Genomic DNA, 25,724 nt, shown 5'->3' with positions numbered 1-25,724 from the left:
GGATGTAAGAAATGGAATAACTATCATAGGAAATTATGGTGGAAGACCAAGAGTTGATATGCTGAGCTTATTAGAATTGGTTAAGACTGGTAAATATGATCTAGGTATGCTAGTTACTGGCAGATTTAAACTAGAAGAAATTAACTATGCAGTAAAGTTATTAGTGGAAGGGGAAGCAATAAGAAGCTTGATAATACCTTGAAAGGAATTAATTTTGATTTAGATGGCACTTTAGCTGATACAGCTTTTATCCATAAGGAAGCATGGGAAATTGCGTTAAACAAACTAGGTATAAAGAGCGAAGTAAAAATTGAGACACTTTTAGGCAGGAAAACAGCTGAAATTGCAAAGATTTTAGCTGGTGATAAATGGAAGGAATTAATGGAAGTTAAAAACCAGATTTATTTAGAACTTGTTAAAGGAAAAGCAAAAAGAACTGAGTGTGCGAAAGAGTTAATAGACAAAGCAAAAGAAAAAGGATATAAAATAGCTATAGTTACATCCTCAAACTCTATTTCTGCTAGAGAGGTACTTAATACTATACAACTATATCCAGATCTTTTAATAACCAGTGATGAAGTCAAGAACGGAAAACCGGATCCGGAAGGAGTTATTTTCGCTCTCAATAGACTTAATTTAGATCCTCATTCTTCCATAGGTGTTGGAGATACAGAAGTTGATATAGTAGCTTTTAAGAATGCTAAGTTAGGTAAGATCTATCTAGTAAAATCTGAGGTACCAATAAATGAGGAAAGAGTGAGAAGTATGGGAGTTAAGATAGTGAATTCTTTATGCGAAATATTAGAGGAGTTAAACTAATTAGCCTAAAAGAGGATTTATTAATTGGTCGGGAAGGGTGGGGGGTCTCGCCATCCCCTATAACCCCATGGCGTAATGGGGCACCAGTAACCCTTATACCATAATACCTACCTCTGTAGATCCTAGCCTAACTATGAGCACCGCCCGGTGGGGCGAGACGGTCTCGAATCTCCTCTCTGGAGGGAGAGGGGATATCGAGTTAACCGGGGGAATCGGCCAGGTCCGGAAGGGAGCAACCGTGCCCGGCCGTCCGCGTTCACCGGTCTCCGGTGTGAGGAAGGCTAGGGTTAAATCTACAGAGGCGGGGGTTATGGTATAAGGGGGCCGACCATTTAGTGATAAATGTTGATTAATGATTTTTAGAAAGGTTGTGAAAATGCTTAATCGACTTCTTGTTTCCATGCATTGAACCCTTAGTTTTATCTATATGACTCCCTTATACTCATAAAGCTCAATAGCACAATAGAAAAATTATCTTAAGAAGTCGAACCATCAAAAAAATTCATATACTCCTAAATCATAATTATTAGTGCCGGGGTCGCCTAGCATGGTAGGGCGGCGGCCTGCTAAGCCGCTGGGGTTTCACCCCACGCGGGTTCAAGTCCCGCCCCCGGCGTTATTTTACTATTTCAATGTTATCACTTCTTACCTATTAATTGTTTAAGAACTAATTCAACAAAATTTTTAATGGAATTGTGAAGATCTTCTATAAAAATCTTATTAGAACTGAAATTTTCTTTATGTTATACTAGGTCTAGTCTCTAGAGTTATAAATTATATTCATCAGCTAGGTAATAATGTTAAACCTAATAGGAGCTCTATGTTTCATCAATGAATCTTAAGTGAAGTTAAAGGTTTTGCTTATAGTAGGTCACTTAAGCATCTATATTAATAGTGGAATCATTATTTATACTAAATTGTTGAAGCAGAGAGCTTCTTCATAAAAATTTGAGAGAAAATTTAATTCTTGATTTCCCATTTTTGTTCTAATTATCTGTCTAGTATTGTATACGTTATAGTTTTAACTGCACAAGATATGATAAGTTCTATTCAAATAGTCGAGGATTCAAAACTACAATATTTGGACAAAGAAATTGAACAATGATTATAATAGCGTTGGGAAACTGTTTCAGTTCTATGCTAAATTGTTTTAAATTATGACGATTTTAGATACTTTAATGCTAGAGTTATACATTCTTTGAGTGTGTTGTCGTTTGTGTGCTCCAGAGTCCAAGGCCAGAATGGTTATGAAACCTTTGGTGACAGATGTAGAGCTACTGCTGTGAGGAATCTGGAGTGTTCATCGTAATAAGCCAGATTGTAGTGGTTTATGTTGAATTATCGTAAAATAGCTTGAACCACCGCTATGTGGTGAATGTTTTTCATTACAATAAATTCTTTCACTTAGTCATACTGAAAATTTAATTAGGAAGTCAAACTTAGGTTCGAGTAAGCGATATAAAACTATTTAGGTCATCAAATTGATGTTATGAAATTAACAAATGTGAGAAAGTTTAGTGTTATCTAGTCAAATGAATTAATTATGAACGTATTGTTTTTATTAATTCAATAACCTATTTTTATTTAATTTTATTTATTTAAGCTTATCTATTTTTACATTCCTCTTTTTATTAAAGCAAATAAATATTATTAAACTCAGTTAATCAAAATAAACACAACTTTTATTAAAAAAAAGATTTTTAAAAGGGTATGAGTACAGTGAGATTGGTGAAAGTAAGTGGGACTTAAGGATCTTATAGTCGCTTTATTCCAATTAGATAAAGATTGGACTACTAGAATTGTTATGGGGATGCTAGTTTTAGGTGTGATATGGGGCTTATTAGGTGTTATTGACTCTTTAATGGTTAGACTACAAGAGACAATGTGGAGTACTTTTGGTGCTTTACCACTCACTCCACAAGAATACTATGCATCAATAACGCTTCACGCTGAAAGAGACTTATTCGGTTTTGCTCAGCAAGTAATTTATGCAATTATTATCTTCTTTACTATTAAACTTTTAAATCTACAACCTAGAGCTAAATGGCTACTAAACATCTCATTTATTGCACTTAACATATCTATGATGTTCATGGAGGGCCCAATATTAATTACATCTCAGCAAGGGTTTGATAACTATTTCTCAGGTGGTTCATGGTACTATTTATCACCAATTGGAATTCAGGTTATTCGCTTTATGTAATCTCTCCATTATTCTTCATAGGATGGATACTTAATGATTTCTTCGTATATGGAGCAGGAATATGGATTGTCTATCACTATTATCTAGCATCAAAACAAATTAAAGAAAAGCTTCCAGTACCATTAGTGTTCTTCTTAATGATTATCTTATTATTCATGATAGGTTATTCTGGCGTTACTGTAGCTGATGTATGGGATATACTAGCTATCTATGGTGTAGTAGGACTAAACGTCATAGCAAATCAAATCGCGTTTTGGATATTCGGTCATGCGGTAGTATACATGGCTTGGCTACCTGCAGTGGCTTCAATGTATTTGTTAATACCAACGTTGGCAAATAAGCCATTATATAGTGATAAGATGGGGAGAATTGCTGCTGTTCTTTATGTAATTTTCTCTAACAATATCCCAATTCACCACTTATATATATAGTCAATCTCCCTGTTGACTTAAAAGTGTTACAAGAATTATTAACATATGCTGTTACAGTCCCAACATTTATGACATTTTTAAACTTATGGGCTACTGCAAAAGGTGCTAATATCTCATGGAATGTAATTAGTGCCTTTACTGCTACATCTTTTGCAGGATCAATATTTGCTGGAGTCACTGGAATATCAAATGGGACAATATCATTTGACGCTGTAGTTCACAATACAATGTGGGTAGTTGGTCACTTCCATGCTATGATATTAATTGCTATAGTGCCAGCGGCAATGGCCGTATTATACTTCATGTTGCCAATGATGACTGGAAGAACATGGTATTCTATTAAGGCTGCATGGATACACTTCTGGGGTTATTTAATAGGAGCATCATTATTAATTATAGGATTTGAACTCTTAGGCTTAGATGGTATAGTAAGAAGAGCTGAGATTGTGCCCAGAGTTCCCTATATAATAAACGCCGAAAACTTAGCTACTGTTGGTGCATTAATTGCAGAATTAGCTACTCTGGTATGGTTAGTTAACCTGGTTATGACATTAGTAAAAGGTAGGGTGTTAAAGGCTGAGGGATTATCATTAGGCCAGTTAATTAATACTGTAGCGATGCAGTTAGACTGGAGCAATACCGGATTTAGCCTTAAAAATATCGAGGTTAAGTTCAATCACTTGAAAACTGCTAATAATAAAAAAGCTTTAGCTGCTTGGTGGGGATTGGCTATACTCGGCGCTATCTTCATCATTGTTAGTGCAATCCCATTGGCGATACTTGGAAATCCCTCTAATCCATCAGATTTGTCAGAATGGGCATGGCTTGCATTACTTACTCTAGGTATAATTTTATCTGCAGTAGGAGCTCTTAAGGGGGCTAAAACTATTTGAAGTTAGTTAATTTTTTCTTATATGAACTTAAATTTAAAACTTGTAAATATAGGTGATAAAAGATGAAAAAAGAAACTTGGGAATGGATGTGGACTGGATTTGCAATTTTATTATTAGCTGTCGTAGTTGTAGCTACTTTACCAGAAGTTTTCACAATAGGTGGAACAGCTCAAGTATTCCAATCTGATATTCCTGCTAATACACCTTCTTCTATGGTTATCCAAACTAATGTAAGTGCAGAACAGTATGTTTTTATGGTTCATGAAAGTGGTGGTGGAATAAATTCCGAATTAGTATTGCCTAACGGAACCACTCTTCCATACTATTACAATTTAATGGTAGTACATCCAGGTCAATACTTGAATATGACAATGTATGCTGTTAATGGTAAAACAGCTACAGAGAACATGTATATCCCAGTATATAACTCAAAGTATGTTGTAGATACACAGATAGTGCCAGGGTTAACACAATATGCTGTATGGTATGCTGGAACAACTAGTGGTTCTCCTATAGCCGAAGGTGCATATGTATTTATATCTGGTGAATATAATGGTCCATGGTTTGCTTATGATGCAGGAGAAATATTAGTTATTCCAACATCTGGCTATTTCTCTCCGACTGACATATCAAATTACATTAGTTCATCTAATGCAGCACACTCATCTGGTCTAGTTGGTGATCCCTATAATCCACCAATAGTTGTTGAAAATGGATCTCATCCAGTACTTTACGCTGTATCCGACAAATATGCTCTATTCAATGACTCTGTTCCAGGGCCAACATTTGTTATAAACGCTAACTCAACTGCAACTTTGAAATTGTATATAGCAGAACCAACTAATGACCACAACTGGCTGCAGAACTACACCTCTGCTGGTACTCCTCAAGCTGTGACCGGGTTATATGTGGGTGTATATGCTGTATGGTGGAATGGTACTATAACTCCAGTAGCATATCAAATGCTAAATGCCTCTACATACAACTCTTACATGACATTTGCATTCAATGCTAAAGCTCCAGCATACGTATATGGGATAATTACACCAACCTATAACGTATACAACTTAGATGGAATGTCAAACACACTAACTGGAGAAGATGCTGGATATTTAATGTCTTTATGGGGAACTATATTAGTTGAGGGGTGAGGTAGAAATGGTCAGTTTCTTTAGGCTATTAGGAGTCGGATATGTTTTAGCAATAGCAGGATTAGTATGGGAATTAGCGGAAATAACACTCCATGCTGCTGCTGTACCATACGTTTTGCCATTTACTATATCTGCTTTCATAGGATTTATAGCGTATTTCCTATTCGTATATTTTGCACCTACTGAAGAAGAACACCAGAAAACAGAGTAAAGTTATTTAAAATTTTTTCTTCTACTTCTACTTTTTCCATTCCTTTCAACTCTGCAATTTTTTCTATTGTGAGTTTAACATTACAAGGTTCATTTCTTTTCATTTTTTCTGGTCCCATAAAAGGAGAATCTGTTTCCGTTAGCAAATACTGAATATCAACGTTTTTTACTACTTCTTGTCTGTTCTTATCTCTTACAAGGATTGGAGGAATTGAAATAAGTCCACCTAGATCAATTACTTTGTTTGCATTTTTTAAACTACCTTCAAATCCGTGTATAGCAAATTTAACCTTGTAAGAGGAGAGTAATGATATTAGATCTGAAAAACCCCCTCTTACATGTATTAAAGTGGGTTTTCTATCTTTTTCTGCTATCTCCAGAAATTTAGAAAGCACTTCTTTTTGTTTTTTCCTCAACTCTTCTTCTTTTATCCAAAAGTAATCTAACCCTATTTCACTTATTATCCTTGCTTTCTTAGTTAATTCTAGACATTTATCTACTTCACTAAATTTATCTTTGATAAATTCAGGGTGAAATCCTATAGCGGCAATTACATTGCTGTATTTCTTTTCTAGCTCAAGTGACTTTAAATTACTCTCTAAATCAACTCCTGCATTAACCACGACTATGTCGCATTTCTTTAATACTTCTTCTCTATCATTATCAAAATCTTTCACATCTATATGTGCATGTGCATCTACTAGCATATAAAAAGAGACTGTAAAAATGTTTTTAACTTTTTTGAAAAACTATCTATGGCTCATTTCCATGGTTCTCTAAGTACTTGAATTTTTATTACATTTTCGTTCTCGTCAAATATAACTTTTACAAGATCTCCTTCTCTTATCTGGAATTTTTGTCTTATTTTAGCTGGTATAGTGACTTGATAATTCCTAGATACCTTAACAATTTCTTCTACTGCCATTTTTTATCTACCATAAATGTATATTGTGCCATATAATTAAAACTTTACTATAGTAGTTAAAAGTCAGATTTAAATAGACAATGCAAAAATAGTAGTGCAAATAGCAATTCTCCTTTTATACAAACCATCGGTTTCAATTAGTTATGTAATAATTATCAATATGTAAGTTTAACTGATTAGTAAAGGTCTCATTAATTATAATGAAAAAATATAAATAGAGGTAATAATAGAATCTTTATTTGTGATACAAATGTCTCAAACTCAGTTTAGTGGAACTAGAATAAAATTACCTTCTGGCAAAGATGCTGGGTTAGTTGACATATTGTCATTTTGTTATGGACTATCAGAAACTGATGTACAAGTATTAATAGCTTTGGCAAAAGCAGGTGCTAAAGGTACAGAAGACTTAGAGACTGACTTAAAGCTTTCAAAGGCCTCAATTAATAGAAGCTTAAATAAACTCCTTGAAATGGGTCTTGTGATGAGGATTAAAGAGCCCGGGAACAAAGCTGGCAGACCAAGATACCTATATAAGACTAAGGACTATAATGAATTGAAACAAAAGATACTTAATGACATAAAAGACTGTGCAGATAAGATGGGTCAACTAGTCGATCGAGAATTAACCATATCTTGAAGTCTTCTGACTTTTTCCTCCAATGTCATTTCTAAATCTTTTCTCCAATGTATATTTCCGTTGACGATTACTCCTTTTACAAAGTCTCCAGTAGCTAAATAAACTATATTAGAAATGAGCCTTTCCTTCGTCAAGGGATAAAGTCTTTTTTTATCTAGCAAAACTAAATCAGCTACTTTTCCTTTTGCTACGTAACCACCACTAATTCCTAAGAGTTTATAGCCGTTTAGGGTCGAAATTTTAAGTATGTCAAAGGCCTTAATCTCAGTATTCCAATACATTTGTCTTTGTAATAATACACCGTTTTTCATTTCTCTAAAAACGTCAAGAGAGTTATTACTAGCAGCACTGTCAGTCCCCAGAGTTACATTAGTTTTCTCGCTAAGTTCTTTTAAAGGAAAAGAGCCACCTGTAGCTAATTTCATGTTAGATGTGGGGCAATATGTAACTGAAGAGTCTTTGAGCAGTTGTATTTCCCAACTTGCAACCCAACCTAAATGAACCAGTTGCGTATTTTCAAGTAAACCTAAGCTATTTAGGTATTCTACTGGGAAAAGCCCATGTTTCTTTTTTATCTCATAAATTTCCTTTCTGGTTTCTGAGACGTGGATATGTAACCTCTGGTTTAATTCTTCTTTTAATTGTTTTGCTAACTTGAGGGTTTTTTCTTCTACGCTGTATAAACTATGTACATTTATTATCGGGCTAAAATATTCTGTTGGCTTTAGACTTCTTTGTTTTTTATCAATCTCATATGGATCAAAAAGGAGATCAAGAAAAGTATAACCTGCATTTCCCCTTATTTTATATTTCTCTGAGAGCTCTTTTACATCCTCAGGGTTAAAGTACATGTCTACAAAGGCCGTTGTACCATTTAGTAACATTTCTAAAATTGAAATTTCGCTACCAAGTTTCATCAAATCCCTGTTAAAACTCTTCTCAAATTCCCACATCTTATTCAACCATTCGCTTAGTTCAGCATCGTCATAGTACCCTCTAAGTACAACCATCGGTGTATGAGTATGTGCATTTACTAGACCAGGGAGTACAACATACTCCTTACAATCTATTTCGTCTCCTTCAATATAATTTCCTATATCTTTTATCTTGCCATTTTCAACAATGATGTTTTTATTTTCTATCACACTGTCATGGTTAACAAGGTAACTACAATTTTTCAATGTATATGTGTTATTATGTATTTCCATTCGTACTCACTAATTTTCTTTTTATATCCTTCAACTTTTAATTCCCTTTTAAAGAGTGGTGCGTAGACTACGAAAGTCTCAGCTTCTCCTCCTTCAAAGGCTGAATTAAATCCGTATTTTCTTGCTCTTTCAATTATTTCTTCAACGTCTTCTTTTGTTATTACTTTACCTAGTAAGTGAAATGGAAAACCATATGCGGTAGCAGATGTTATAATAAACTTAAACCCTTCTTCAACTAATTCTCTCATGTATTCTTCTTGGTTTTTTCTCCAGAGTGGAGAGTAAGTCTTTAGACCAACCTCTTCTGCTATTAAGTTTATATTTAATCTTTGATAGTCTGAAAGCAACGCACCAGTAACTATACCTTCAGTCTTTACCATTTGAAATGCTTTTTTTAAGTCTTCTAGTTCTTTATCTTTTTCTCCGCTCGTCGGTATTTGAATAACGTCTATTCCTAGGACTTCCCCTTGGTATTTGGTTAACTCTACGTTGGGGACTTGAAACATCCAAGAGTCCTCTCTTCTAGGGATCAATGTAATTAAACATTGGACTTCAAATCCTTTGAAAATGGCCCAGTGCAAGGAATATGTGCTATCTTTTCCCCCGGAATAAAGCACACAAACTTTCATAGCTTGTAACAATAAATAGTATGATCTGTCTCTCCTAATAATCCCATTGCTCTCACTCTTTTTACATCATACAAAGTAAGATGATCAAATCTAAAATCATGAGAGATAATTCTCAATCCCTTTTTACCATAATTTAAAATGTATGGTTCTATGAGTTCGTTTGTTCTTGTAGATAGATAAGAAAGGAGTATTGTAACTTTTGGTAATAATATTGGGGCAAGTGTAAGCATATCACCACATATTATCTCGACTTCTCTGTCTGCATAGGCCTCTTTACAAAGTTTCTTATCTATTTCGACTCCTAGAGCAAGTTTTACTCCAAAGTCTTTTTTGGCAATATGCAGAGGTCTTGCGTTTCCTGCACCTAAATCAAGGACTATATCATCTTTCCCAGCTTTAGCACACTTTAACATTTCTGTGATAACTTCATCTGGAGATGGTACAAAAGGGACTAACAATTTTTACTCACTTTATAACATATTTACTTAACGTATATTTATCTTGAATTGCGTAAAAATCTTTCCATGAATTAATGTTTCTTAATTCGTTAAGAGAAAAGCCGTTTAGTTTTAATTCATAAGTTCCTATGAAATATACACTCCTAGCGTGGTTTATTAAGTCATATAGTGTTTTCACTTTTTCTATTTTTTCTCTGAGTAAGGAAGTTGAATAGCAAGCTAACAATGGTTGTAGTTCTTCCTCCTCAACTATGCTTATTTCTGCTCCTTTATTACAAATAAACTCAGCTAATTTTCTTGTTATAAAGGGGAAATCACATCCAGTGAGAAATACTTTTTCTCTTTTTATAAAAGGCAAAGCTAGTTTTACTGCATTTACTGGGCCTTTTCTTTCATCATCAATTACTTCTATTCCTCTTTTTATGTTTCTCTTCTTGTTTGTTACCACCACTGGATTATCAAAGTTCTCAATAATTCTTTCCAGAAATTTTTTATTGTTAAACTCAAAACAGCATTTGTCTGAACCGAATCTTTTTGACTCTCCACCTGCTAAAATTATGACATCAAAAAAGGAATTTTTGAATTTCAATCTCTTCTCCCTTTCTGTAATTTTTACCCCTTTTTAAATAACCAAATCCATCAGCTTTTATAAGTTCACTATACAATCCCGTACCCCATCTCAAGGGAAATGCCTTATCTCCTTCTAACTTAAATAAATAAGTAGAATCCATTTTATGTTCAACCTCAATATCGGTACCTAAGAGCGCTTTTGTAAACTTTCTTATCTCACTGTTAAGCATTCTGGATATTACATGTAGCCCATGTTCGTGGAAAACTGTTAATGCAGATACTACTTGCCCGGGCAAACTTACTATTGGTTTATTTTCTATTAAACCAACGCCACCTCTCTTTACTATGTTTGTACTCACTCCCTCGAACAATAATCTTCCTAATTCACTAACTAGCCTTTTAACATAGTCCCTTTCTCCAACGGAAGATCCTCCTATAAAGAATATTAGATCAAATTTTTCTTTTGCTTCTGTTAAAACTTTTCTAATTTCCTCTTTCTCATCTCTCACTACTCCATAATAAGTTACCTTACCCACTTTCTCCAATAGGGGTATAAGTATAGGTGAAATTGAGTCTGAGATCAAGTTTTTATCTGGATTTGTGAATGGAGCTATCTCATCTCCGGATGCTATTATACAAGAGTTTATGTTTCCAACTTTTACTTCTCTTATACCTTGATAAGTTAATATTCCTAAATGATAAGGAGTGAGGATATCTCCTTTTCTTATTATGAGTTCTCCTTCTCTTATGTCTTCCCCCTTATATTTTATGTCTTTTCCTTCAAATACTTCCTCTCCAATAATTAGGTAGTTATCTTCTACTCTACAAGCTTCTATTCTTACTACAGCATCAGCACCTTTTGGTATTGGAGAACCCGTTGCTACATAATAGGCTTCTCCTTCCTTAAGTTCTGGTATCTCTTTTGATGAAGGAAATAGTCTTCCTACAATTTTCAGCTTACCATATTTTTTATAGTCAGCAACTCTAAAAGCAAACCCATCCATTGCAGACAAGTTTACTTCGGGGATACTTTTTATAGCGTAAATATCTTCTATGATAATTTTACCTATAGAATTATAAATGCTTTCAGTTCTAGTATAATTATCTCTTTGTGGAACATTCTCTTCAATAAGTTTTCTTGCTTCTTCTAGGCTTATAAGCACATTATAAAATATTACTTACCGGTATAAATTATCATATGCCGTGCATTATCCAAGTTGTAGGGAAAAAGGATACTGGAAAAACAAGTTCTATTGAAAGAGCGGTAAAGAAACTAAAAGAAAAAAACTACAGTGTTGCAGTTGTAAAGCATTCTCACCACGAAATAGACGTGCAAGGAAAGGATACATATAAGTTTTGGAGTGCTGGAGCAGATATTGTATTTTTCAATGACTCGAAATGTGTGGCTTTTTATAAATGTAACTTAGATTTAATTTTTCTTCTTCCAGTCGACGTTGTTATAATTGAAGGTTATAAGGAACTTAACTTAGGTAAAAAAATTGAGATAAGTTCTCCTTCAGAAATAGAAGAGGTCTCTGAGAAGATTGTAAAAGAGGCTGAAGGGTGTAAAGAAGAACGCTATGTTTTTATTGACGGTAAAAAAATAGCTTGTAATAATTCATTAATATTAGTATTATATAACTTGATGAAGTTCCTAAACATAAGGGAAGTAAAAATTGATTGAAGGTAATGAAATAATAAGCGTTGACCCAGAAGCTTATGTGATTGATGCCTTAGATTTTATGAAGAGAAATAATATTAGAAGAATTATTGTTAGCAGAGGGAATTATATTCTCGGAATCTTTAGTGTAGATGAAGCGTTATATCATATAATTAATAACGATATTGAGTGCAAGCTTAAGGATGCTAAACTGAAAGAGCCAGTAGTAATTGAGTCTAATAACTTGAAAGATGTAGTTTTAGCCATGATTAAATATAATGCCGATGCTGTTATTTTCAAAAATAAAGTAATAACTTATAAAGATGTAATTAAAACTATTGATTGGTCAAATGTTAGTACACCTATAGGGGAAATATCTAGAGTAGCAACTACTGTTGAACCGTACACAAAGATTAAAGTGGCTGGCGAATTAATGTTGAAGAATAAGATTAGGCATGTGCCAGTCTATGAAAAGTATTTACATGGTATTATTTCTGCAAGAGATTTAGTTTATAACTATAATGAAGACCTAAATCTTAACGTTACAAAAATAATGATCGTAGAGGTATATAAGGTAGGCAAAGAAGAGCCAATTTCTTCTGTCGTAAGCACTTTAATGGAAAGAAATATAGGAAGCGTTATAGTATCTAATTCTACAGGAGTAGAAATAGTTACTTTAAAAGATTTGATAGTTTTTGCTTTAAGAAGATTAATATACTAAGGGAGAGTAACAATTTCCAAAATGAGCGACATATTAAGATGTCCTATAGATGGAAGCAAATTCGTGGAAAAATGGGTTTGCGAGAAAGGACATAAGTTTACAGAAAATGAAGGAATCCTTGATTTGTTAACTGAGGATATAAAAACTGAGAAGATTTTAGATATAGTAGCCCCCTTATATGAGCCTTTATATGCACCCATAGGAATGTATATTACATCTGGCAAAAGTTACAGTTATATAATGAAAAAAGCTGGAGATATAATATCTGGTACTAATGTTTTAGATATTGGTACTGGGCCAGGTAAAATTTTTGATTATGTGAAATGTGACTCATGTATTGGTCTTGACGTTTCATTTAAATTTCTAAAGATGTTAAAAAAGAAAAGACCTAAAGTTTTTGCAGTCAGAGGGAGCGCACTAAAGCTTCCTTTGGCTGACGAGTCAATAGACGGCGTTTCCGCTATGTTTGTGTTGCATATGCTTCCTTCTCCTTTAACAGCAACTAGAGAGATAAATAGGGTGTTGAAACATGGGGGAAAATGCGTTTCTATTATTCTTACTAAAAATAATTCAATTAGTAATTTTTTAGCGACTATATGGAAATTAAATATTTATCCAGTTGATTATTATTTGAAAATGTTTGATGAAATAGGGTTTGAGACAAATTATGAAAAAATGGGGGCTTGGACATTTTTTACATGTGCCAAGCCTTAAATATCATTAATGCGTAGAGGAGATAACTTGCTCCATTAAGTGCATTTAGTATTTGTATCATGAACTCTGTATAAGATATTGTGTAAGCTATAATATAAATTCCAAAAGTCAAGAAAAGCATGAACAAGGCTAAGTAACCAAACATGAAATCTCCATTTATCAATTTTAATAATTTTGAACTCCCGGTTATCCCATAAAATATTCGCTCGAAGCCAAATAAGACTCCTACAAAGTAAAAAAGATAAGGGTTAAACGTTAGCAAAATCTGTGAAAGGGATACATTTACATTAGCTATTAGAAGAACTGATGTTATTAGCATTAGGACTCCTAAAAGAATACTTGCTCCTCTTTTTGTCAGCTGAATAGTTGGATTGGCCAATTCATCACACCTACGAGAGTTTCTCCCAATTGTATATCCACCAACTCACCTAAAAGTATTCCTCCGATTACACCCAAAAGAAGCCCCGGAATTCCGCCAAACTGATAGCCTAATAGAGCTCCCAATCCACCGCCAGCTGCTTTACCAACGTATTTATCGTCAATCCTATAAATTTTAGCAAAATCATAACTTCCGTACTTCCCTTGTTTAGATAAAAAATAAGCAAAATCAGTAATTGCCTCTTTTACTTCATTTATATCATTACTATTATAAAGTGCAGTATATTGCTCTTTTCCATTATCTCTCTTAAAGTATATTGGAACGAATCCAGCTCTTTTAAGTTCTTTTAGGGAGCTTGAGTAAGTGTTATTCCCAATTACGTTAAAAACTACCTTGTGCATATGATTATTTATGTCAATTCGTATAATATTAACTTTTCTAGTACGAAATTTAAACCTTAGATTTTAATTTGATGAAATCAAGTTTAATAATGGATAATCATGGAGCCTAGAGGAAGAAAAAAATACTACGCAATAAGTGAAACGGATTTAGATATTCCTCAAATTTCCTCTAAAATGCACGAGCATATCTCATCAGCTATTGATGAGGCAATTGATCAGATCAAGGATTATCTTAAGAACCATGGCTATGAGGGCAAATTCCAGGCAAATGTAAACGTATTTGTAAGAGAGGAAGATGAAGAGGCTCCAAGGTTGATTCAAACAGTAAAAACTAAAATTGTAGTTAAGTAATTTTTATTTCATGGAACTTTCTGAACCCTTAGAGAATTATCTAAAAGAGATTTATGAGTTAGAATTAATGAAGGGTTACGCTAGGGTTACAGATCTAATATTTTCTTTCAACATTTCTCCGGGTACGGTTAGCAAAGCTATTTCTAAATTAGAAAAGCTAGGCTTAATTGAAAGAGATAATAGGAGGATAAAGCTAACAGAAGAAGGAAAAAAACTCGCAGAAAGACTTATCCGTTCTCATCGCTTATCTGAAAGACTTTTAACTGATATAGTAGGACTTGACTGGATTAGAGCGCACCAAATAGCTCATAAGTTAGAACACATTTGGCCAGATGATGTAATTGATAAAATAGATCAATTACTTGGCAGACCTTTAACATGTCCTCATGGTCATCCTATACCCGGAAGGGAAATAAAGATTGAAGGGATAAAACTGACTGAGGCTGAAGCAAATAAGGTATACAAGGTTATTATGATAATAAGGGAGGAAGAATGGATACTTTCCTTAGCAGATGAAGCTGGGATTAGACCAGGTAGTGCAATTAAGTTAATAAAAAAAGATGAAAATAATTATATTATAGAAATAGAAAATAAACAGAAGATAATACCAAAATCGTTAGCTGATGAGGTGTTAGTAAATGGATGAGAATCTCTCTGAATTAGAAAAGAAAATTTTAGTTCATATTTATAAATACGGACCAGACAACCCTTGGTATATGGCAAGGAGGTTATTGGGAGAAAGTGGTTGGGCTCCAAAATATAATGAAGACGAGATAGATAAGGCATGTAGGAAATTAGAAGATGAAGGATTTTTACAAAGGTTTCAAGGAGCCTTAAAGCGAAGTGTCACTTCCTCAGTAAAGCCCTGGCTTAAGGTTAAGGCAAAAGAACTTGATCATAAACCTAAAGGAATTTATTATGACTTAACAAAAAAAGGAAAAAAAGTAGCTTCAGATCTCTATAAGGAGTTTTTCAAAAATGGATGACGTCGTAGAAAAAATCCTGGAATTTTCTGATCCCTACAAGGCATTAGAAGAAAAGGTTAAGATAAATGGGAATGGAATTATCATCAATAATGAGAAATTTAAGTTTAAAAAGCCAATAATTATTGCAGTAGGAAAAGCTTCCTACAAGATGGCAAAATTCTTTACAGACAGGCTAAATGTTAAAGGTTTAGCTGTTGTGCCAAAAGGATCTAAAGTTGATCTTCCTATCAAAGTAATAGAATCAACACATCCGCAAATCTCTGAAGAAAGTTTTAAAGCAGGAGAAGAAGTAATAAGGTTCTTAAAAGAGGAAGACTACGACTTAGTTATCTTCTTACTTTCTGGAGGAGCTTCTGCTTTATTGGAATATTCTAATGCACCTTTTGAAATAGTTAGTGAAATTAACGAGAGACTCGTAAAATCTGGGCTAAGCATAAATGAAATTAACGTTGTAAGGAAGCATATATCTGCAATTAAGGGAGGTAAGTTAACTGATTATGCTAAAGCTCCTATTCTTACGTTAATAGTTAGTGATGTACCGGGTGGAGATCTAAGCAGTGTTGGTAGCGGACCTACTTTACCAGATCACTCTTCAGTAGAAAAAGCAAAAGAAATATTGTCTAAAATAGGGTTAGAAAAATATTCAGTTTACTTAACGGAAACTAAAAAGGAAGTAGATAATTCTAAGTACTTTCTTATCCTTGATATAGGTATCGTTTTGAAGAACTTGAAAGAGTACTTTGGAAATCGTTCATTTATATTGTCATCTGAAGTGCGAGGTGATGCATTTTCTTTCGGTCAAAATCTTGCAGGAATTGTAAATACCTCATTATCTGGTTTAGGGCTTACTCCACCATATATTCTGCTTAGCGGTGGAGAACCTGAGGTCAAGATTCAAGGTAAAGCTGGAAAAGGAGGAAGAAATGGGGAAGTATGTCTTGGTTTTCTAAAATGGTTAAAGGGTAGAGCTAAGTTATACGCAATAGCCACAGATGGCATTGATGGAAACAGCGAGTATGCTGGGTGCATAGTTGATGATAGTGTTGTTATTGATGATATTGATTACTATATATCAACTCACTCCTCTTATGAGATTTTAGAGAAACAAGGAAAAGTGATAAAGACTGGTTATACGTTTACTAATGTAAACAATGTGTACGTGTTAGAGGTTTTCAAATAAGTTTATTGTTCCATTATCCATTTGGTAGACTTTTTCACCTAATTTAGCGTCCTCAATATCTTGCGTAACATAAATCAATTCAATCTTGAAGCCTTTTGCTAGAGAGATATAATTCTTTATAAACTCTTTTTTGTTATTTATATTACTAAATCCCTCATCAACTAGTATTAACTTCGGTTTAGCAAGCAAAGCGGTAGCTAGTGCTACTCTTTCTTTATTACCCAAACTTAACTCGCCAACTTTCTTGTTCTCACTTGGTATTCCAAGGATTTTTGATATTTCTTCAAGCTCTTTATCGTCAATTTGTATATTTCTTAGTTTCGCTCCTCATACTAAATGCTTTCTTATCTTTAAATTAGGGATATAAGTTTCTTGGTTTACTAAGATTACGTTTCTTTTATTTATGGGCAAATTAGTTATATCTACACCGTTAATCTTTACATAACCTCTGTCAGGTTTAATTAGTCCAGCTATAATTCTTAAAAAAGTAGTTTTACCGCTTCCATTTTTACCTATAATGGAAATAATTCCTTTATCCTTAAATCTTACACTTAGCGTAAAAGAAGGATAATGCTTTTCTGCTTCAGTTTCAATCATTTAATCTATTTAACGTCTTAAAATTAAAAAGATTTTGTCTATAATTATTTCAAAATTATTTTATGAGTTTATGAAAATATTTAAATATAGGAATATTACTAACTATAAATAATGCCAAGGAGTAGATCTTCTCGTAAAAAGACCTATAAGGCAATATCCTCTTATGTCATTATAGCAATTGTTGTAATAGCTGTAATAGCTATAGCTGCTGCTCTTCTTTTACTTAAACCTTCATCTAGTCATACGACGCCTTCAACCACAACTTCTCCTACAACGTCAACACTCATGACGACTTCAACATCTACTACGTCTGCTGTAACATCAACTGGTCCCGTAACTGTTTATGTAGCTGGTGCATATTTAGCAGTACTTAATTACTTAGCTTCACAGTTTCAAAATAAGACTGGGATTAAGGTTGACGTAGTACCTGGTGGATCATTTCAATTAGCATCTCAAATAGCGAATGGCCAGCCAGTTAGTGTCTTTGTTCCGGTAGCCTATATTCAAGCTGTTGAGTTAGAAGGTAATAGAGACCCAGGTTGGGCAATCGCTTTTATTTCAAGTGAAATGGCAATTATATATTCCAACTACACAACTCAGTCTCCATATTGGAACGAGTTATACAGCAATTATACAATGGCAATGGAGACTAACGAGACAACATATTGGCACAATTTCTTCTATTTACTAGCCACTAAGTTTAGCTTAGGTATAGCAAATCCAAGTAGCGATCCCGAAGGTCTATATGCTTACTTGATCCTCGAAATGGCTGGTAAACTATATGCTAATGGGAATACAAGTTATTTCGTGGACTTAGCTCATAATGTAAAGCCCGCCCCTACGACTGCCAACTATGTTCCAGCTTTGAAATCTGGAGATTTAGACTTCACTTTCTCTTATATTTCATATGCAGTTTCTCAAGGTCTAGAGTATCTAAAGTTGCCACCATGGTTAAGCTTTGGCTATTATCCAAATGAGACTAATTGGTATAGTCAGTTCTCCTATGTGATTAGTGCAAATGGTCAGAACTTGACGATTCATGGAAATTCGGTGTATCTATATATTACAATTCCAGTTAATGCAACCAATGAGCAAGCTGCAATGGAGTTTGTTGAATTCGTAATAGATCACGTACAAGAGTTATCACAGTTTGGAGTAACACCAATAGCCCATCCATTACTCTTCTATCAAAACAAAAGTGATGTTCCACCCCAAATACTTAATTTGCTAAATAGTGGTGTTCTATCATATGGCGGGAATTTCAGCCAAGTTTAACTTCTTCAAGATGTTCTCTTTTTTCCTAGCTTTTCTTTTAATTTTCCCCATCTTGGCTATCCTTTACTATGGTTTTGGTCCTTATTTCTCAGCAAAATACGCTTTCGGTGGAAATATTATAAGTTCAATAGAACTAACATTTTTTTCAGCTGCGGTAAGCGTAATCATAATTATCTTATTATTTTCCCCTCTTGCATACTACTTAGCTAGGCATAAAAACCCTTTTATCGAAGCTCTAGTAGATATTCCTGCTTCAGTCCCGCACCCTGTAGTGGGAATAGCCTTACTTTTTATTGATAGCCCTTTGAACCCTATAGGAAGATTTCTGCAATCTCATGGCATAAACTTCTTTTATACTTACCTAGGCGTGTTCTTAGCTTTGACTATAGTCTCCTCCCCTATTTACATTAGATCAATGCAGAACTTCTATGAAAGTATGCCGAGGAGTTATGAATATTTTGCAATGAGTCTCGGTGCGTCAGAATTTAGAACATTTTTTAGAGTAGCTTTGCCCTCTTCAGTTAGGGGAATAATATCTTCTGGATTAACTTCTATGTCAAGAGCGATTAGCGAATTTGGATCAGTAGTTATAGTAGCTCCCTATGTATCTGGTTGGATATTTAACGGAGATTCAGTAGCATCAGTAACCGTTTATAATACATTCCTAACATATTTTAACGCATCAGTAGTAGAGGCAGCCACACTTATTCTCTTCTCCTTAATCCTTATTGCTATTACAAGAGCTTTTGTTCACCTTTCCATAAAACGCGAGACTTAAAAATAGCGGTTGCGAAAAATGTATTAATGAGGAAACCAACCTTATCTGAAAAGTGATGACGGGTTGTTCGCCTGATGTTAAATTGTAACAATATAAACTGTGTAAAGGAAATCGTTAAAAAAATCGTGGAGCAAGAAGGAATCTATAAAGGTGATTTTAAGATTAGTTTTGTGGCTCTACCATTTAGTACTCTTTCAAGGCTTAACGGGGACACAGTCGAAATAAATTTAGTAAAGTATGAGAGTTTTACTGTTCAGACTAGTAAGGAATCTGAGTTAAACTCCTCTTTTATCCTTATAGCGGTCTTGTACGCCTTTTTGCATGACGTAGAAAAAATCAAAAATGTTATTTCTAAATATTACGGAGAAAACTCGGTGGTTTACAGGCTTATCGAGGTGATCTTTCAATGACTTTTTCTTTCATCGATAGCCTTTAACGCGTTAACTACAAAATCTTCAACAACCTTTTCTGGTTTTTCTGCTTTCATTACCGCGCTAGCTACACCTATTCCATCAGCACCTAAAATAATTGATTTATAAACATCCTCTCCCGTTGTTATGCCTGCGCCTGCAAGTAAATATACTCCTTCTACTTTTTTAATTTCGTCGACTGCTCTAGTTATGACTTCAGGTTTTTCTTTTGATACAGCCTTTCCACTACCTATTAATTCTGGGGGTTCTATGAGTACTGCATCCGGTTTTAAAAGTGCGATAGGGTGTACTAATTCATAGCTTTCTATACAGACTACGCTTTCCATTTTTAAATCTCTAAGTCTTGTCACTGCTTCATGAATTTCATCTAACCTAATTTTTTTCTCGCTATGATTAAGTAAAGAACCTTTCGCATTAGCGTCTTTTATCATTTCTGGTAGTATCGAGCCAGTATGAGCTCCATGTTTGACACTATCTACATGTTGGGCGAAAATTGGCAAATCTACTACTTGGGAAAGTCTGTAGATCATAGTAGCAGGAACTGAAATAATTATAGGAACATTATACTCTTTGCTAACTTTTTCTATTTTTTTAGATATATCAATTCCTTTTTCTCCATAAGAGTCTTCATACGCCTTGTAGTTAATTAAAATAATTGGAGGTTTCATAATCTATTTTTGGAGATCAAGTATTGAAGTTTTGCGGTATAGATTTAGCTGTAAAAAGACCATCAGCAGTTGGTGTATTAGAAGGAGACATAGTTTGTGTTAAAGAGTTAATGACAAATGAAGAGATTTATGAAGAGTGTAAGGACGCTTTAGTCATTTCTATAGACTCCCCTTTATCTCATTCATCTGGTTATAGGGAAGTAGACAAGTTAATGAAAAGAAGGGGGTATAAAGTCTTACCACCTTCATGGATGAAGAGTTTAGTTGATAAAGCTATTTCATTGCAGAAGACGTTTTCTAACGCTACTGTTATAGAGACTCATCCTACTTCATCAATGAAAAATGTTAATATTAATTGGAAGGAGATTGATAACAGCAAGGACGTCGTAGATGCAATAATGTGTGCTTTAGTATCATTACACTATCATGAGGGTAAGGCAGTAGAAATTTCGGCAAACGATGGAAAAATATTTTTATTACCTAAAGGGAGACTTGAAATCGAGAAACTTGGTAACAAATGCTTCAAAATATCTTCTCTAAATCCTCGAGTATCTTTCTAATTCTGTTTATAAATAAGATTGATATTAGACTGGCTATGCTTATTGCTAATATCGAAAGAAGAAAGCTTATTTGCAATGTTTTTATGAGAAATAAATCAAACAAAACATTAATTATTACAAATATAGCAGAAAGAAAGAGGTTTATTAAAGGTTCATATTCGCCATACTTTCCTTTTATTTCTTTTATTGTGTTAGTTAATAATAGATAAAGCATAACGGGAACGATCCCTAAAATGAAATACGATAAGAACACTAGGTACGGACTAAGGATTGAAAGTAGATAAACGATGGTTGTCCCAGAGAAAGTTATTGCTATGCTTATTATAATATATCTTATAATAGATTTTATCACATTAGGTATTTTCAAATTTGACAGATTAGATTTTTTAATTATGCTATCTACTTTAGTTAAGTTCATTTTTATATAAATACTGTTTAATAATGGAATAATTCTTCTGTCTCTTGATGTAACTATGCTAGCTATAGTTGAGGATAGAGCTACGACTACAGTTGAAATAGTATAAGCTATACTTACTGGTAAATTCTCTTGAAGAGCAGTAATCGAGATTACTATTCCAAATTCGCTTAATGCTGTCATGAAAAGTCCCGTTCTAAATGCCCTTATAAATTCAACACCGGATATCCAATAAGCAGTACTAAATGCTATATATTTTGTCAAGATAAGAATTATTGCAATAGGAATTGCAAGTATCAAGTAGATTGAAAGCTTTATATAACTGCCTGCAACAAAGAAAAATAAGATTAAGGTAAAGTCTGTTAATGGCTTTAGACTATTAGCTATTTTTTCGTTATCATTAGAGGCTACTGAAGTTCCCATTCCAAGTAAAAAAGAGGCTAAGGTGGATGGAATATTAAGAATTTGGCTTAAAACATTAAAAAGGAAGATTGAGGCTACCCCAGAAAGAATAATAGAGTCTTCAGAAAAGCTAACAGTAGGATTTATCAGTAGTTTAGAGATTAAATAACCTAGAACGAGTGAAATTATCGAGGCTAATATTATTTCAGTTATATTAAAAGTGTGCGAAGTTATGAAACTAAAAACTATGAAAGCTAAGGCGTCTTCAAAAGAAGCTACAGACAAGATAAGTTTTAAGTCAGATTTATCTAAACTTTTCTCTGCTAATTTATAAACTATAGAAGAGCTAGTATTAAATCCTATAATTGTTAGGAGAAGTGTACTAAGAATATTTAGTTTTAAAATAAATGAAATAACTAAAACTATAGTGAAAACAATCATAAACTCTGTCAAGATTATAAAGATAATTTTTCCAAACATTTTCTTCAAATCTAGTAAGTTAACTGAGACCCCCATCTCAAACGATAATAAGTTAACAGCTAGAAATGTGATGAACTGAAAAGCTGAATCATTGTAGTTAACTCCTAACAAGACTCCAATTATTCCAGAAACTAAATACGCAATAACCGGTGAAATATTAATTCTTCTCAGTAGAAGCCCAAGGAAGCTAGCAATTACTAGTAATTCAGCAAGGCTCGTTAGCTCATTCATAATAGAAAGATATTTTTTTACAATATAATTATTTCCGTAAATGATAATTAGAAGTTATGAGATTGAAAGTGACGTTCTAAAGGACAACCCATTAAAGGATCCTAATGTGAGAAAAGTATATATATTGCAAACTTCTGATGACGTCTCTGAAGCTCCCATAGTTATTTATTTAAGTGGATTCCTTTCCTCCTCAATTGCTTTGCTGAACTACGACCCTTTTTCGGAATCTATTACAGAAAAAATGGAGAGACTTTATCGTCAAGAGAGCATAAAAAATATGATAGTAGTTTTGCCTGACTTCTTCACAAAGTTAGGCGGTAACCAATATATTAATTCTACGGCTGTTGGACTATATGAAGATTTTCTCATCAAAGAACTTGTTCCTCAACTAAAGGATCTATATGGACAAAGAAGCATAGTGCTAATGGGCAAATCTTCAGGTGGATACGGATCCTTAGTACTTGGAATGAAATACCCGGATATAATATCTGGTATTGTTGATCATTCTGGTGATGCTTACTTTGAGTACGTTTATCTTCCTTATTTTCCATACGTAATAAGGCAAATAAAAAAAGAAGGAGATCATTATAATTGGCTTAGAAAATATTGGGGTAAAGTTAACAAAAAAGAAAAAGAGGATCTAAATACACTAAATATTATTGCTATGGCTGCTTTTTATTCACCAGAAGGAGAGAAAATTCTTTTACCATTTGATCTTGAAACTGGAGAAATAATTGAAGACATATGGAAGAAATGGCTAGAGAAAGATCCTGTAAGGTTGATTGATAAATATGCTGACAATTTAAAAAAACTGAAATTAATTTATATAGATGCGGGGACAAGGGACGAATTTAAAATAAACTACGGATCCAAGATTCTCCATAGGAAAATGTTAAAGTATAACATAAGACATGAGTATGAAGAATTTGATGGTGGACACTTCAATACATCTTCTAGATATGACATATCGCTCTCTTTAGTGAGTAGGGTGTTTAGTAATGACTATAGTTAGGTTCTACAACGGAAGAACTTTTTTGGTAGAAGAAGACAAAATAGTTGAAATTCAAAATAACTCGCCTAAATTTGAAATACTTGTCATGAAAGAACTTAACACTGAAGAAATGAGAAAAGCAATTAGTCAAGGGTACAAGTTATTTGAATGTAAAGAGGATGAGAATTCATGTATAAGTAAGATCTATAATACTTTATATTCAAGAAAAAAATCATGTAAATTTGCTTAAATCTCTTTGGTTACCGTCTCTTTCTATAGACTTGGAATTAAATCAAACTAGAAAAAATTACTTTGCTGGGAACCCTGGTTTAACCAACTTTTGTAGATCGAGAATTTTATCTATCTCTTCATCCTTAAACCCTAGTTCTTTTAATGCTTCCCTAATTGACATACCCTTGTTTAGCCTTTTTCCTATTTCACTAGCTTTATCATAGCCTATAAGTGGCGAGATAACAGTTATTAATGAAGGACTGCTCTCTGCATATCTCTTCATCTTTTCTACGTTTGGCACCATACCTCCGATAACTAAATCAGAAAACTTGTTTAATGCTTCGCTAAGTAAGTTTACCTGAGTGACTACATTATATCCAATCAGTGGAACACCCATCGCTAACTCAAATTCACCTAACATTGAGGCGAATTGGTTAGCATGGTCAAGACCTACTATTTGAGCAGATACTAAAAGCGTTGCCTCAACAGTCACTGGATTTGTTTTTCCGGGCATTATACTACTTCCAGCTATTTCCTCTTGAGTAGGTAAATCAATTTCATTAAGTCCAGTCATAGGCCCTGAGAACATTAATCTAATATCTTGTCCTAGTCTATATAAGTCTGTTGCAATAGTTCTTAAAATCCCACTTAATGTTAATAGATCTGTTAGGAGTCTTAATCCTCTGAACTTATTTGCAGGTTTAAATCCTAAGCTTGTCTCATTGTTAATTTCTTGTACAACTCTTACTTGGAACTCGGGGTGAGCATTTAGTCCAGTACCTACTGCAGTGCCTCCTATCGGCAACTCTTTTGTATATTCCAAGATCTCTTGTAAGCTCACTAAGTCATGTGAAAAAGCATCTGCATAGGCAGAAAGTTCTTGGCCTAGTGTTACGGGGAGCGCATCTCTTAGATGGGTTCTGCCAGATTTTACAATATCTTTATATTCTTCACTCTTCTTGTTAAGAAGCGAAATTAATCTACTAAGTGCTGGAATTAGATTATCTTCAACAGCTGATACTGAAGCTATTCTCATAGCAGTAGGTGCGGTATCATTTGAAGATTGGCCTAGATTTACGTGATCATTAGGATGGACTTTCTTTCCTATTAATTCTGTTGCTCTCTCTGCAACTACTTCATTTACATTCATATTTAGTCCAGTGCCAGAACCTGTTTGAAATACATCTAGAATTATTTTATCGTCATGCTTACCTTCCATTACTTCCCTAGAAGCTTGCATTATTCCCTTTGCAATATCTTTATCTAGCAGTGAAAGATCGGCATTTACTTTTGCGCAGGCATATTTTACTAAGCCCATAGCCCAAATTATCTTCCTAGGAAATCTCGTTCCGGTGTTCATAAAAAGTTTTGGGGCGGTCTCAGTGTATTTCATTATATAAGAAAAGTTAATAATGATTAATTACTTTTGCGTTAACTTATTTAGGCATATCTAAGAGATTTTTATTGATGATAATCAGACGATTCGTTGTTGGTGATTACTTAACTAACACATATTTGCTAATATCTGGTAAGGACGCCATCTTAATAGATGCAGGGCAAAACCCAGTAGAGGTAATAGAATATATAAAGGCACATGAAATAAAGTTAAATTCTATATATGCTACACATGGACATTTTGATCATGTGTTAGGTGTTACCCAAATTAAGAGTTACTTTGACGTTCCCTTCTACATACATGAAAAGGATGAGGAATTGATGAAAAAAGATGAAAGAACTAAAGAGATAAAAATTGATGGATTTGTGAAAGAAGGGGATGTAGTAAAAATTGGTGAGGAAGAGTTAAGAGTAATAGAAACACCCGGTCATACACTAGGTAGTGTATGTTATCTACTGAATGACGGTATTTTTACCGGTGATACCTTATTTAATAATAGTATTGGAAGGTATGATATAGGAGGAGATAAAGAACTGTTAAAGAAGAGTTTAAAGAGACTAACGCAGTTAGATGACGGTTTAACTGTTTACCCAGGTCATGGGTTATTCACAACATTGGGATATGAGAAAATCACAAATCCGTTTATTAACGGAGAATTCGACTGGTAATTTTGAGAAACCGTTATATATTTCGATATCATAAATAAAAGTGATTGTAATGTTTCATTTATTTCACGGCGTTTC

At 33.8% G+C, this 25,724-nt stretch carries 30 protein-coding genes, 1 tRNA gene, 1 other RNA gene and 3 pseudogenes; 22 read left to right on the top strand and 13 right to left on the bottom strand.

Going from position 1 to position 25,724, the window contains the following annotated elements; translation table 11 throughout:
• The 7 genes and pseudogenes from AC3OCB_RS05120 to AC3OCB_RS05090 form a co-directional block, all read left to right on the top strand.
• Positions 1 to 202, top strand: a pseudogene (locus AC3OCB_RS05120) (succinate-semialdehyde dehydrogenase); the annotation flags it as partial.
• Entirely contained in the window at positions 199 to 819 is a 621-nt protein-coding gene (locus AC3OCB_RS05115; protein ID WP_498341173.1) for an HAD family hydrolase, read from the top strand. The pseudogene AC3OCB_RS05120 and the gene AC3OCB_RS05115, both read left to right, overlap by 4 nt.
• 25 nt (positions 820 to 844) lie before the next feature.
• Positions 845 to 1,150: signal recognition particle sRNA (ffs, locus tag AC3OCB_RS05110), an RNA gene on the top strand.
• 200 nt (positions 1,151 to 1,350) lie between these two features.
• Positions 1,351 to 1,435 (top strand) — tRNA-Ser (locus AC3OCB_RS05105).
• 1,122 nt (positions 1,436 to 2,557) lie between these two features.
• Positions 2,558 to 4,346, top strand: a pseudogene (locus AC3OCB_RS05100) (cbb3-type cytochrome c oxidase subunit I).
• 62 nt (positions 4,347 to 4,408) lie between these two features.
• Positions 4,409 to 5,497 carry an oxidase gene (locus tag AC3OCB_RS05095; protein ID WP_498341172.1) on the top strand — a complete coding sequence of 363 codons (1,089 nt, stop codon included), beginning with the start codon at positions 4,409 to 4,411 and terminating at the stop codon, positions 5,495 to 5,497.
• 7 nt (positions 5,498 to 5,504) lie between these two features.
• Positions 5,505 to 5,708: a hypothetical protein gene (locus AC3OCB_RS05090; protein WP_498341171.1), complete on the top strand. Its 204-nt coding sequence runs from the start codon at positions 5,505 to 5,507 to the stop codon at positions 5,706 to 5,708.
• Here the strand turns inward: AC3OCB_RS05090 and AC3OCB_RS05085 are convergent.
• Together AC3OCB_RS05085 and AC3OCB_RS05080 are read right to left on the bottom strand one after the other, a co-directional pair.
• Positions 5,677 to 6,414, bottom strand: a complete 738-nt coding sequence (locus AC3OCB_RS05085) for a TatD family hydrolase (protein WP_498341170.1) — start codon at positions 6,412 to 6,414, stop codon at positions 5,677 to 5,679. The two genes, AC3OCB_RS05090 and AC3OCB_RS05085, sit on opposite strands and share 32 nt — an antisense overlap.
• Positions 6,415 to 6,467: 53 nt before the next feature.
• Positions 6,468 to 6,632, bottom strand: coding sequence for an AbrB/MazE/SpoVT family DNA-binding domain-containing protein (locus AC3OCB_RS05080; RefSeq protein ID WP_498341169.1), 165 nt, complete (start codon positions 6,630 to 6,632; stop codon positions 6,468 to 6,470).
• 250 nt (positions 6,633 to 6,882) lie between these two features.
• Here AC3OCB_RS05080 and lrs14 point away from each other — a divergent pair, with 250 nt between their 5' ends.
• Positions 6,883 to 7,269 (top strand): Lrs14 family HTH-type transcriptional regulator, encoded by a 387-nt coding sequence (gene lrs14 / locus AC3OCB_RS05075; protein WP_498341167.1) that lies wholly within the window; start codon positions 6,883 to 6,885, stop codon positions 7,267 to 7,269.
• On the opposite strand, the gene AC3OCB_RS05070 is transcribed toward lrs14, so the two are convergent.
• From AC3OCB_RS05070 to AC3OCB_RS05050, 5 genes are read right to left on the bottom strand one after another with little or no spacing between them, the layout of a single operon-like run.
• The gene (locus AC3OCB_RS05070; RefSeq protein WP_498341166.1) at positions 7,236 to 8,477 is read right to left on the bottom strand and encodes an amidohydrolase; all 1,242 of its coding nucleotides are present in this window, start codon (positions 8,475 to 8,477) and stop codon (positions 7,236 to 7,238) included. The genes lrs14 and AC3OCB_RS05070 overlap by 34 nt on opposite strands.
• Positions 8,447 to 9,106 carry a diphthine--ammonia ligase gene (locus AC3OCB_RS05065; protein ID WP_498341165.1) on the bottom strand — a complete coding sequence of 220 codons (660 nt, stop codon included), beginning with the start codon at positions 9,104 to 9,106 and terminating at the stop codon, positions 8,447 to 8,449. Before AC3OCB_RS05065 ends, AC3OCB_RS05070 begins: the two co-directional genes overlap by 31 nt.
• Entirely contained in the window at positions 9,103 to 9,564 is a 462-nt protein-coding gene (locus tag AC3OCB_RS05060; RefSeq protein ID WP_498341163.1) for a hypothetical protein, read from the bottom strand. Before AC3OCB_RS05060 ends, AC3OCB_RS05065 begins: the two co-directional genes overlap by 4 nt.
• Before the next feature lie 7 nt (positions 9,565 to 9,571).
• Entirely contained in the window at positions 9,572 to 10,153 is a 582-nt protein-coding gene (locus AC3OCB_RS05055) for a molybdenum cofactor guanylyltransferase (RefSeq protein ID WP_498341162.1), read from the bottom strand.
• Positions 10,128 to 11,297: a molybdopterin molybdotransferase MoeA gene (locus tag AC3OCB_RS05050; protein WP_498341160.1), complete on the bottom strand. Its 1,170-nt coding sequence runs from the start codon at positions 11,295 to 11,297 to the stop codon at positions 10,128 to 10,130. Before AC3OCB_RS05050 ends, AC3OCB_RS05055 begins: the two co-directional genes overlap by 26 nt.
• A gap of 35 nt (positions 11,298 to 11,332) precedes the next feature.
• Here AC3OCB_RS05050 and mobB point away from each other — a divergent pair, with 35 nt between their 5' ends.
• From mobB to AC3OCB_RS05035, 3 genes are read left to right on the top strand one after another with little or no spacing between them, the layout of a single operon-like run.
• On the top strand, positions 11,333 to 11,818 hold the full coding sequence (gene mobB, locus AC3OCB_RS05045) for a molybdopterin-guanine dinucleotide biosynthesis protein B (RefSeq protein ID WP_498341159.1): 486 nt from the start codon (positions 11,333 to 11,335) through the stop codon (positions 11,816 to 11,818).
• Entirely contained in the window at positions 11,811 to 12,515 is a 705-nt protein-coding gene (locus tag AC3OCB_RS05040) for a CBS domain-containing protein (protein WP_498341158.1), read from the top strand. Before mobB ends, AC3OCB_RS05040 begins: the two co-directional genes overlap by 8 nt.
• Positions 12,516 to 12,536: 21 nt before the next feature.
• Complete coding sequence (locus tag AC3OCB_RS05035; RefSeq protein ID WP_498341157.1) at positions 12,537 to 13,229, top strand: class I SAM-dependent methyltransferase; 693 nt, start codon at positions 12,537 to 12,539, stop codon at positions 13,227 to 13,229.
• Here AC3OCB_RS05035 and AC3OCB_RS05030 read toward each other — a convergent pair.
• Positions 13,210 to 13,608, bottom strand: a complete 399-nt coding sequence (locus AC3OCB_RS05030) for a hypothetical protein (protein ID WP_498341156.1) — start codon at positions 13,606 to 13,608, stop codon at positions 13,210 to 13,212. The two genes, AC3OCB_RS05035 and AC3OCB_RS05030, sit on opposite strands and share 20 nt — an antisense overlap.
• The gene (locus AC3OCB_RS05025; RefSeq protein WP_498341155.1) at positions 13,584 to 14,009 is read right to left on the bottom strand and encodes a hypothetical protein; all 426 of its coding nucleotides are present in this window, start codon (positions 14,007 to 14,009) and stop codon (positions 13,584 to 13,586) included. The genes AC3OCB_RS05030 and AC3OCB_RS05025 overlap by 25 nt, the downstream gene beginning before the upstream one ends.
• A 99-nt stretch (positions 14,010 to 14,108) precedes the next feature.
• Here AC3OCB_RS05025 and AC3OCB_RS05020 point away from each other — a divergent pair, with 99 nt between their 5' ends.
• The 4 genes from AC3OCB_RS05020 to AC3OCB_RS05005 are packed head-to-tail and all read left to right on the top strand — an operon-like array spanning position 14,109 to position 16,526.
• Positions 14,109 to 14,360, top strand: coding sequence for a hypothetical protein (locus AC3OCB_RS05020; protein WP_498341154.1), 252 nt, complete (start codon positions 14,109 to 14,111; stop codon positions 14,358 to 14,360).
• Between the two features lie 10 nt (positions 14,361 to 14,370).
• Positions 14,371 to 15,006, top strand: a complete 636-nt coding sequence (locus tag AC3OCB_RS05015) for a metal-dependent transcriptional regulator (protein WP_498341153.1) — start codon at positions 14,371 to 14,373, stop codon at positions 15,004 to 15,006.
• Complete coding sequence (locus AC3OCB_RS05010) at positions 14,999 to 15,346, top strand: hypothetical protein (protein ID WP_498341152.1); 348 nt, start codon at positions 14,999 to 15,001, stop codon at positions 15,344 to 15,346. Before AC3OCB_RS05015 ends, AC3OCB_RS05010 begins: the two co-directional genes overlap by 8 nt.
• On the top strand, positions 15,339 to 16,526 hold the full coding sequence (locus AC3OCB_RS05005; protein WP_498341151.1) for a glycerate 2-kinase: 1,188 nt from the start codon (positions 15,339 to 15,341) through the stop codon (positions 16,524 to 16,526). The genes AC3OCB_RS05010 and AC3OCB_RS05005 overlap by 8 nt, the downstream gene beginning before the upstream one ends.
• Here the strand turns inward: AC3OCB_RS05005 and AC3OCB_RS05000 are convergent.
• A pseudogene (locus AC3OCB_RS05000) lies at positions 16,509 to 17,123 on the bottom strand (ATP-binding cassette domain-containing protein). The gene AC3OCB_RS05005 and the pseudogene AC3OCB_RS05000 sit on opposite strands and share 18 nt — an antisense overlap.
• A gap of 111 nt (positions 17,124 to 17,234) precedes the next feature.
• Here AC3OCB_RS05000 and AC3OCB_RS04995 point away from each other — a divergent pair.
• From AC3OCB_RS04995 to AC3OCB_RS04985, 3 genes are all read left to right on the top strand, one after another.
• The gene (locus AC3OCB_RS04995; RefSeq protein ID WP_498341150.1) at positions 17,235 to 18,398 is read left to right on the top strand and encodes an extracellular solute-binding protein; all 1,164 of its coding nucleotides are present in this window, start codon (positions 17,235 to 17,237) and stop codon (positions 18,396 to 18,398) included.
• Positions 18,373 to 19,176: an ABC transporter permease gene (locus AC3OCB_RS04990; RefSeq protein ID WP_498341149.1), complete on the top strand. Its 804-nt coding sequence runs from the start codon at positions 18,373 to 18,375 to the stop codon at positions 19,174 to 19,176. The genes AC3OCB_RS04995 and AC3OCB_RS04990 overlap by 26 nt, the downstream gene beginning before the upstream one ends.
• Before the next feature lie 74 nt (positions 19,177 to 19,250).
• A complete protein-coding gene (locus AC3OCB_RS04985; RefSeq protein ID WP_498341148.1) occupies positions 19,251 to 19,586 on the top strand; it encodes a hypothetical protein in 336 nt (111 codons plus the stop codon).
• Here the strand turns inward: AC3OCB_RS04985 and tpiA are convergent.
• Positions 19,580 to 20,275 carry a triose-phosphate isomerase gene (gene tpiA / locus AC3OCB_RS04980; RefSeq protein ID WP_498341147.1) on the bottom strand — a complete coding sequence of 232 codons (696 nt, stop codon included), beginning with the start codon at positions 20,273 to 20,275 and terminating at the stop codon, positions 19,580 to 19,582. The two genes, AC3OCB_RS04985 and tpiA, sit on opposite strands and share 7 nt — an antisense overlap.
• 23 nt (positions 20,276 to 20,298) lie before the next feature.
• Here tpiA and AC3OCB_RS04975 point away from each other — a divergent pair, with 23 nt between their 5' ends.
• Positions 20,299 to 20,835, top strand: a complete 537-nt coding sequence (locus tag AC3OCB_RS04975) for a DUF429 domain-containing protein (RefSeq protein WP_498341146.1) — start codon at positions 20,299 to 20,301, stop codon at positions 20,833 to 20,835.
• On the opposite strand, the gene AC3OCB_RS04970 is transcribed toward AC3OCB_RS04975, so the two are convergent.
• Positions 20,798 to 22,363, bottom strand: coding sequence for a cation:proton antiporter (locus tag AC3OCB_RS04970; RefSeq protein WP_498341145.1), 1,566 nt, complete (start codon positions 22,361 to 22,363; stop codon positions 20,798 to 20,800). The two genes, AC3OCB_RS04975 and AC3OCB_RS04970, sit on opposite strands and share 38 nt — an antisense overlap.
• 40 nt (positions 22,364 to 22,403) lie before the next feature.
• On the opposite strand from AC3OCB_RS04970, the gene AC3OCB_RS04965 reads away from it, so the two are divergent.
• Together AC3OCB_RS04965 and AC3OCB_RS04960 are read left to right on the top strand one after the other, a co-directional pair.
• Positions 22,404 to 23,375: an alpha/beta hydrolase gene (locus AC3OCB_RS04965; RefSeq protein ID WP_498341144.1), complete on the top strand. Its 972-nt coding sequence runs from the start codon at positions 22,404 to 22,406 to the stop codon at positions 23,373 to 23,375.
• Positions 23,362 to 23,604: a hypothetical protein gene (locus tag AC3OCB_RS04960; RefSeq protein ID WP_498341143.1), complete on the top strand. Its 243-nt coding sequence runs from the start codon at positions 23,362 to 23,364 to the stop codon at positions 23,602 to 23,604. Before AC3OCB_RS04965 ends, AC3OCB_RS04960 begins: the two co-directional genes overlap by 14 nt.
• A gap of 57 nt (positions 23,605 to 23,661) precedes the next feature.
• Here the strand turns inward: AC3OCB_RS04960 and AC3OCB_RS04955 are convergent, their stop codons facing one another.
• Positions 23,662 to 24,978, bottom strand: a complete 1,317-nt coding sequence (locus tag AC3OCB_RS04955) for a class II fumarate hydratase (protein ID WP_498341142.1) — start codon at positions 24,976 to 24,978, stop codon at positions 23,662 to 23,664.
• A gap of 74 nt (positions 24,979 to 25,052) precedes the next feature.
• Between AC3OCB_RS04955 and AC3OCB_RS04950 the strand changes: the two genes are divergently transcribed.
• Positions 25,053 to 25,649 (top strand): MBL fold metallo-hydrolase, encoded by a 597-nt coding sequence (locus tag AC3OCB_RS04950; RefSeq protein WP_498341141.1) that lies wholly within the window; start codon positions 25,053 to 25,055, stop codon positions 25,647 to 25,649.
• Positions 25,650 to 25,724 lie beyond the last annotated feature (75 nt).

This window comes from Sulfurisphaera sp. (genome assembly GCF_059755235.1).
Note: the sequence above shows the minus strand (reverse complement) of the source record. Positions and strands in the feature narration are given on the sequence as shown.